The 6,269-nt window shown below is 45.8% G+C and carries 6 protein-coding genes; 5 read left to right on the top strand and 1 reads right to left on the bottom strand.

Annotated elements, in window-relative coordinates; genetic code table 11:
* From GTH32_RS14180 to GTH32_RS14165, 4 genes are all read left to right on the top strand, one after another.
* The coding region (locus tag GTH32_RS14180; RefSeq protein ID WP_484476983.1) for an EF-Tu C-terminal domain-related protein at positions 1–359 on the top strand (359 nt) is incomplete at its 5' end.
* Between the two features lie 507 nt (positions 360–866).
* Entirely contained in the window at positions 867–1,331 is a 465-nt protein-coding gene (parS, locus tag GTH32_RS14175; RefSeq protein WP_203565501.1) for a type II RES/Xre toxin-antitoxin system antitoxin, read from the top strand.
* Entirely contained in the window at positions 1,331–1,804 is a 474-nt protein-coding gene (locus GTH32_RS14170; protein ID WP_163086962.1) for a type II RES/Xre toxin-antitoxin system toxin, read from the top strand. The genes parS and GTH32_RS14170 overlap by 1 nt, the downstream gene beginning before the upstream one ends.
* Positions 1,805–1,957: 153 nt before the next feature.
* On the top strand, positions 1,958–3,310 hold the full coding sequence (locus tag GTH32_RS14165) for an alkaline phosphatase PhoX (protein ID WP_163086959.1): 1,353 nt from the start codon (positions 1,958–1,960) through the stop codon (positions 3,308–3,310).
* A gap of 373 nt (positions 3,311–3,683) precedes the next feature.
* On the opposite strand, the gene GTH32_RS14160 is transcribed toward GTH32_RS14165, so the two are convergent.
* Complete coding sequence (locus GTH32_RS14160; protein ID WP_163086957.1) at positions 3,684–5,777, bottom strand: TonB-dependent receptor plug domain-containing protein; 2,094 nt, start codon at positions 5,775–5,777, stop codon at positions 3,684–3,686.
* A gap of 67 nt (positions 5,778–5,844) precedes the next feature.
* Between GTH32_RS14160 and GTH32_RS14155 the strand changes: the two genes are divergently transcribed.
* The gene (locus tag GTH32_RS14155) at positions 5,845–6,240 is read left to right on the top strand and encodes a MerR family transcriptional regulator (protein ID WP_163086955.1); all 396 of its coding nucleotides are present in this window, start codon (positions 5,845–5,847) and stop codon (positions 6,238–6,240) included.
* Positions 6,241–6,269: the final 29 nt, after the last annotated feature.

Genomic DNA, 6,269 nt, shown 5'->3' with positions numbered 1-6,269 from the left:
GTGTTCTTCTACGTGGTACTAAGCGTGAAGACGTTGAACGTGGTCAAGTACTAGCTAAGCCTGGTTCAATCAACCCGCACACTAAGTTCGAAGCAGAAGTATACGTATTGTCTAAAGATGAAGGTGGCCGTCATACTCCATTCTTCAAAGGCTATCGTCCACAGTTCTACTTCCGTACAACTGACGTAACTGGTGCTGTAGAGCTTCCAGAAGGCGTAGAAATGGTAATGCCTGGTGACAACCTTAAGTTCGTAGTAGAACTTATTGCACCAATCGCGATGGACGAAGGTTTACGCTTCGCTATCCGTGAAGGTGGCCGTACTGTTGGTGCTGGTGTTGTATCTAAGATCCTAGACTAATCTAGACTTAGCAACACAAGCCAAAAAAAGCGCACTTAGGTGCGCTTTTTTTATGCCTGCTGGTTTGTAGAGGGGGGCGCTTGTTCAATCTAGAACACGCCGTGAAGCCATCCATGGCGGCTTCGCAGCTGCATCCCTGCAGCTGAGAGTTCTCGATTGAACAAGCGCCCCCCTCTCAGCATTTCTAACCACCGAAAGAGAATGGATGCACATCGTAAACCCGTTCCCGCTTTTATATTAGCGGCTTCGCGGCTGCATCCCTGCAGCTGAGGGCTCCAGATGCGTATGAGGCCCCGGCATTTAATCGCCGCGTGAGGCCATCCCTTCTCTCATAGGCCCAGCTCCGACAACACTTCCATGCGGTGTAGGGTTTCAGAGGGCATACACTCACTTCTTTTAATCTATGTAAAACGAAAGCTATTGGGAGAGAGGGAACCGATCTCAAGTTCAGTTGAAAGAAGCGACATTTGTCTCTATATTTAGGTTTATATGTCTATCGGAGGCGCTATGAAAGTAAGTGAAAACAAGAGAGACGGGATTTACGATAACGAGGTCGATTTGGTTGAAATCGTTAGCGGTGGCCTGTTAAACAAGCTATCGTCACCGTTTGACGAAGTTGAGGCAGTCCGAAAAGGTTTTCCCGTCAATAGAATAAAGCGTCTTGAATCCATAATGAGATGGGACCGAAAAGCATTTGCTAAGTTTATACGCACTACACCTAAGACGCTGGAAAGATATGCTAGGGATAACAAGCATCTCAGTCCACAGGTGAGTGAAAATACACTTGATGTGGCCCGACTAATGAACCTTGGTATCGCTTATTTTGAAAGCGTAGAACGTTGGAACCTTTGGTTAAACACTCCTCACGTCCAATTCAATAATTCAGCCCCTGTCTCTGTGTTAGAGTCAGCCAGTGGTCGCGCCTTGATAAAGCGTATTGTGCTTGGCTTAGAACACGGTTTCGTAGCCTAGTGCTTGTCTATCGTATAGCACCAAGAAAGAACAACTCTAGAGAGAACGCGCTCAATGGCATAGGCGGCCATTATTGTGAGGGGCGTTGGCACTATACGGGGCAGTCTGTTGTCTATACTGCTAGCAGTCGGGCTTTAGCGATGTTAGAGCGATTAGTTAATGACTCCTCTGAAGTGTTAAAAAAGGACCTCACTATCACCACAGTTCTATTGTCGGAAGAAGTTCGTATAAAACGTTTATCACTTAACGAGCTACCTGCTGGTTGGGATGCTATGCCATATTCGCAGCATACTCAGCAACTCGGCACTACTTGGCTTCAAAATAAGTCCTCAGCCGTACTGCAAGTACCATCAAGTGTTTGTCCAGGTGAATTTAACTTTGTATTGAACCCCGAACATATTGATGCTCAGCATTTTAAAGTTATAGATTGTAAACCTTTTTATTACCCGCCTCGTTTGGCTGAAAAGCTTTAGAATCCTTGCTAGAGCATCCCCGTCATTAGCCGTTCTCCCCAGTTTGCCAATCTATAAAGTGCGAATGTCACTTGCGGATAATTTATAACAGTGTTGTTATACTGTAACAATTGAAGGTTACTCTGCTCCGTTTATCAGTTCTAAGAGATTCTTATGATTACACGACGCCAGTTTTTAGTAGGCTCTTTGGCATTTGGTGGCCTAGCTTCCAGTGCTTTAGGTAAGAAAATGAATTTGGCGTCTATGCCAATTAGTGAAGGCTATGGCGCGCTTGTGACCGACCCTCAAAAGCTTCTGGATTTACCGAAAGGCTTTAGTTATAAGGTTATCTCTCGCCTTGGTAATGCGATGTCAGACGGTATGCACGTACCTGATAGAGCTGATGGTATGGGGTGCCTACCTGTTGAAGGAAGTACTGATAAAGTTGCCTTGGTGCGTAACCACGAACTGCATCCTAAGCATTTAAGTGCTCAGCCCGAGTCAATTCAAAAACACGCCAGTACACTGGCCTATGACAATTACGCTAACGGCGTTGCGTTACCCGGCGGCACAACTACCATGGTGTATAACTTAAACACACAAAAGGTAGAGCGGGAGTTTATTAGCCTTGTTGGAACGGTAAGAAACTGTTCTGGTGGCATTACGCCTTGGGGCACTTGGTTAACGTGTGAAGAATCGGTAGACCGTCCTCATGGCCCTAACGGCGATGTGGTAAACAAAGATCACGGCTATATATTTGAAGTACCTGCAAGTGCCGATTCACTGATAGAAGCTAAGCCGCTTAAAGCCATGGGGCGTTTTAACCACGAAGCCGCGTGTGTCGACCCTAAAACCGGAATAGTTTATCTAACCGAAGATAGAGGCGATAGTTTGCTTTATCGCTTTGTACCTAAAGAGTACGGCAACTTAGCTGCTGGGGGGCAGTTAGAAGCTTTGGTGGTAAAAGACAAAACTCAGTTCGATACACGTAACTGGAATGGTAATGCTATGCCTGTAGCGACCTGGTTCGACGTTGAGTGGGTCGCGTTAGAAAACCCAGAAAGCCCTAACGATGATTTACGCGTGCAAGGGTATGATAAAGGTGCTGCGCTTTTCGCTCGCGGTGAAGGCATACACTGGGGCGAAGATGAACTTTATTTCTGCTGTACCAATGGCGGCAGTAAGCAACTAGGCCAAATAATGCAGTTATTGCCGTCTAAAGATGGAGATAGCGATAAATTACAATTGTTCTTAGAAAGCGAAGATAAGAACCTTTACAACTTTGGCGATAACTTAACGGTGTGCCCTAATGGGCATTTATTGGTTTGCGAAGACCAATATACCGACATTGTTGATAATCATCTTCGTGGTGTTACCCCCGCAGGTGAGGTGTATAACTTTGCGCGATTACATGCGCAAACAGAACTGGCTGGCGCCTGCTTTTCTCCCGACGGCGAAATCTTGTTCGTTAACGTATATTCGCCTGCGCAAACTTTAGCAATTCGCGGCCCTTGGCGTAAGGCATAGCTGCCTATAAAGGCTAACCGGTGTTTTAATCACTATGTTATAGCAGAGTGCTGTTTTTTCGCTCAAGTTACCTAAGGTTAGCCTTCTTCACGCAACAAAAAGCTGAATTTATCAATAGCATCACCAACACTATTGACCTAACACAAGTTTAGTTACTTTAGTAACCGTTATAGTGCGCCCTCTCCCATTGTCGATGCGATTATCGAAATGGCAAAGGCTCTAGAGGTCACCTGTATTGCCGAGGGGGGGAAACCAAAGCGCAGCTTGAATATTTAACTAAAAAAGGCTGCGACCGCTTCCAAGGTTATTATTTTTCTAAACCTAAAACGGTAGATCATTGGTTGCAAAATACCCTTGGTTTTAATACTGATGCTTAGAAAGTAATTCTTACCCCACCATTGGCAATAAAGCCATCGTTTCTAGACCAAATATCAGTTGTCCACTGACCACTTGCGGCGCGAGAAGGAAGCAACAACGGGTGTTCATCGCTTTGTTTTACATCTAACAGGTTTTCCAAATTGATAAAGTAGCTAATGCTGCCATGGGTGATTTCGCCCATCAAACCTAAATGCCAGTAAGGCTTAGATTCATCCATATAGGGGTTGTCGTTTAATCGCTGTGGGCCAGTATAATAGGCCTCAAACCCCGCCCGAAAATTACCATGCTGTTCCCACATAGCAACGAAGCCAGCAGAGTGTTGTGGTGTTAACGCAATTTCGCGACGTCCGTCATTTTCCGGCGACATCTCTGTTGCGTCTAAATAAAGATAGCTGGCGGTAAGTTTAACGTCTTTCCAATAGTAACGCAGTAGTACCTCAGACCCACGAATTTGTCTTTCACCGTCTGCGTTTGTCAGCCTAACGCTATCTAGTACCCCATTGTCTCTAGAAGAAAATGCGTCAAGCCGTGTGGCGTTCTCAACATTCGAACCAAATAACGTAACACTGGTTTCAATATCGTCGAAGGTATAAGTGAAATCTAGTGATGCGGTTTCGGCTTGTTCTTCTGTTAAGGCTTCGATAGGTGCTAAACGTGATAAGCCGGCGGCTTCTATTTCCTCAACAAACGGCGTAGGCCCGTAATAACCTTGTCCATAGGAGCCTCTAATGGTCAAATCGCCAGGGCGGTACAATAACGAGATACGAGGGCTTACCTGGATGCCGAATTCACTGTGCTCGTCTACTCGGATGCTATACGTGGTGGTAAGCTCAGACGTAGTTTCATGATCAAGTTGGGCAAATACTCCCGGTACTTCATAGGTATAATCAAATTCAGGGTAGGCCGTTGAATCGAAGACATCTGACTGATATGCCACACCGACTACCCAATCACTTTTTTCGGTGTAACCCGATAGGCTGCTTTCAACAAGGTAACTTTCATGCTGGTCGTCATCGGTATTATCGCCATAGCGGTGGTCGTGTTGTTGGATCATTACCGAGGCTTTACTAGAAAAAGTGTACTGTGCGCCTATGGGCATAGAGTAAACTAACCCGCCATCGGTACGTTCAGAGTCTTGAGTCTGCACAAAAGGTTTTCCATCAGCCACTACGCCACCTTCTGTGGTGCCACCCTCACGATTTTCTGTCATGTAACCAGCGGTGACATACAAGCTTTCTCCGTCGCTACCTTGCCAAAATAATCTGGGGCGTACGGTATAGCGTTCATAACCAGCTAAATCTATCCAGTCATCATTGTCAGTATCAACACTTTTCTGGTGGTGAGCGCCCGCGGTTACCGAGCCCTTTAGCGCGCCAACAAGTGGAGACGCTAAGTAGGTAGTTAGGTCTTGGCCATCTTGGGTGGTAAGGTTTATTAATGTTTCACCCTTAAATGTTTCGCCGGGGCGGCGTGACACCAAATTTACTACTCCCCCTAGCGCCGAACCGCCATACAAAGAGGACGCTGAACCTTTAATTATTTCCACCCTGCCTAAATCGGTAGGCGGTATTTGCAGCAACCCAATTGATGCAGCTTGGTTGCCATATAAAGGTAATCCGTCGGCCAGTAATTGGGTATATCTGCCGTCCATACCTTGTAAGCGTATATTGGCACTACCTAACGCCGGTGACGTTGTTTGTACTCGAACCCCTCCGGTTTCTGCAACCAACATAGAAATATTACCTGGGCGCATGGTGGCTTTTTCAGTTATTTCTTCGCGGTTAATAATTTCAACGCGGGTAGGTTGTTCATCTGCAATTCTACCGGTACGCGTGGCCTGTACAACAATGCGTTCTACCTCATCGCTGTGTTCGTGTTTGTGCTCGTGCTCGTGTTCATCAGCCTGAGCATGGCTTTTATCTTGTTGGTGGGCGTTATCATGCTGATGGGTTTTATCTGGCTGATGGGCATCGTGGGTGTGCGACGTGGTTTTTATTTCAGCCACTAAAGCGGTGTCTTGATTAGCTAGGCTTTGGCTAACAGCGCAACAAGACACGGCCAATATAGTTAAACGAGATATACAGCTCATAGGGTCGTTTAGTGTCGGTAATTAATGATATATTGAGTTTAAAGGTTACTGCGACTGGAAGGTCAAGATGAAAATTAGTGAACTGGCTAGCGCGTCAAACGTGCCAGCTAAAACTATTCGGTACTACGAAGAAGTAGGCTTGATAGCGCCAGCACAGCGCAACCATAGTGGTTATAGGCAATATAACCAAAGCGATGTTAGCACCCTTGTGTTTATACGGCGCTGCCGAGAATTAAATATCGCTATTGGTGATATTAAGCAGTTATTAGATATTCAACAAAACCCCCACGCTCCCTGCGAGTTGGTTGATCAGGTTATTGAGAAGCAACTTGAGCGAATACGCAAAACGCAACGAGAACTGGCGCTTTTAGAAGAATCGTTGTCGTCTTTAGCTCTATCTTGCTCTGCCCACCAGAAAATTGAAAATTGCTCTATTCTTCATCAATTGAAGTCAAATATCTGAGAACTGCAATAGGCCTATATCTAGTGACA

Origin of the sequence: Alteromonas profundi (genome assembly GCF_010500865.1) — a bacterium.
Lineage (GTDB): Bacteria > Pseudomonadota > Gammaproteobacteria > Enterobacterales > Alteromonadaceae > Alteromonas > Alteromonas profundi.
The sequence above is the reverse complement of the archived record's forward strand: the minus strand, read 5'-3'. Positions and strand labels throughout refer to the sequence as shown.